The sequence below is a fragment of the Psychrobacter sp. genome (assembly GCF_018260395.1).
GTDB lineage: Bacteria > Pseudomonadota > Gammaproteobacteria > Pseudomonadales > Moraxellaceae > Psychrobacter.
In genome coordinates this window covers 1-1,569 of sequence record NZ_JAGLBC010000245.1, presented here as the reverse complement: position 1 = coordinate 1,569, position 1,569 = coordinate 1, and the positions used below count along the sequence as shown (strand labels likewise).

Here is a 1,569-nt window from a genome sequence, read left to right as displayed (position 1 = left end):
GTCGCCCCCTTTAGGTTTTATTTAGGGGTGACAACTATCCTGACACAGGGGGCTACCTCCTCATGTATACTATTTATTGTTATATTAGTTTATCGCACTTGAATAATGGCTTTTGTGTTTTTAATGCAGGCATCTGTTTAATAAATGGCCAGGGCAAACGCATACTTTTAAAAAAATTAATATTTTCAGTGACTTATAAATTCAGAAAATTAAAACCTAAATTTATAACTATTTGATTTTAAATGGAATTCCAGAAAAGTGTGCGTTTGCCCTGAATAAATGGCCAACTTCAATTGCAAACTTCAAATGTCCGTCCTTTTAAATAGTAAAATTAACATTTAAATCTCTAAAAAAGCCATCCAAGATTGCCAGTGGGTTAATGATAACTAAAAAAGTATTTCAAGCTTGGTTTGGCATATAAGCACAAAGATTGTTTATTTGATATAAATTGGGGCGGATTGGTTTGATATTTTGATTCATTTGTTGGGTGCCGTAAGAGTCACGCAAGCTACGTGTTAAGTGTAGGATAAAATTCATCAGGTAGTTGCAGATCTGAATAAACTGTAGCTAATTAAAAGGATATTATATGAATTCAAAATATCTCATAAGGACAACGTTGGTGTTGTCTATTATTTTAATGGTAATTCTATTACCGCTTGATGCTTACTGTGCAAATGATGGATGTACTAAATCATATGTTAGTCTAGTATTTGGCATCTTTGGCATTTTTATCGGAGGTAATGAGACACTCACTTGGTACGCTAATCCCTTATTATTTTTGGCATGGCTATTTTTATTAATTAGGAAGCCTAAATTATCCTTAATACTAAGCATAGTATCAACTTTAGTAGCACTTTCGTTTTTAACGTTTGATGAAATAGTTATCAATGAGGCAGGGCATCAGGCTCCAATTACCAAGTACGCTTTAGGTTATTGGTTGTGGATAGGTAGTCATACGATTATGGTAATTGGTAATGTGTTTATCCTTTTATATGAACATCACAGTAGCTTTAAAAATACATCTAATTTATGAGGAAAAAGCTATGCAACAAACACTTAAACAAATAGAGATAGTGTTAGAAGAAAAGATACCTCAATTTATTAAAATGCTTAATCCGCCAGCAACAGAGTCTGATTTTGAAGCGCTAGAAGCCGTCATAGGTTCTAAGCTACCTGAAGCGTTTAAAACTTTCTATAGGTGGCATAACGGCCAAAATCGGTCTCCTTATGTTGCTTTCCATATTGAAACGCATGAGATTTTAATGCCTATAGAAGAGATTATTGAATGGTATGAGGAGTTAAATTAAAACTACAGAAACATAAAATTTTAGAGTTCTTCAATAATATTAATTCTGGAGCAAAACGTATGAAAAATATGCTATTAATAACTTTTATTATATTAATAGCAGGTTGCGCTACAACAAAAGTAGAAGAAAAACCACCTGCTTATTATAATAATACACTAGATCTAAAAATTGACAGCCGAGTTCGGGACCTGAAAATAGCAACAAGAAATGGTAATCACCCCAAAAAATAATAACACCTAAAAGTAGAAACTAACTGCTAAAA

Annotated in this window: 2 protein-coding genes; both read left to right on the top strand. The window is 32.6% G+C overall.

Features of this window, described 5'->3' with window-relative positions; all coding sequences use genetic code 11:
- Window positions 1–586 precede the first annotated feature (586 nt).
- On the top strand, window positions 587–1,033 hold the full coding sequence (locus tag QZ265_RS10850) for a hypothetical protein (protein ID WP_296406084.1): 447 nt from the start codon (window positions 587–589) through the stop codon (window positions 1,031–1,033).
- A gap of 10 nt (window positions 1,034–1,043) precedes the next feature.
- Window positions 1,044–1,307, top strand: a complete 264-nt coding sequence (locus QZ265_RS10845) for an SMI1/KNR4 family protein (protein ID WP_296406082.1) — start codon at window positions 1,044–1,046, stop codon at window positions 1,305–1,307.
- Window positions 1,308–1,569 lie beyond the last annotated feature (262 nt).

What these genes read in the sequence shown, in the direction of transcription:
- QZ265_RS10850 (WP_296406084.1), top strand. Translation starts at nt 587, where the DNA reads ATGAATTCAAAATATCTCATAAGGACAACGTTGGTGTTGTCTATTATT.
- QZ265_RS10845 (WP_296406082.1), top strand. Translation starts at nt 1,044, where the DNA reads ATGCAACAAACACTTAAACAAATAGAGATAGTGTTAGAAGAAAAGATA.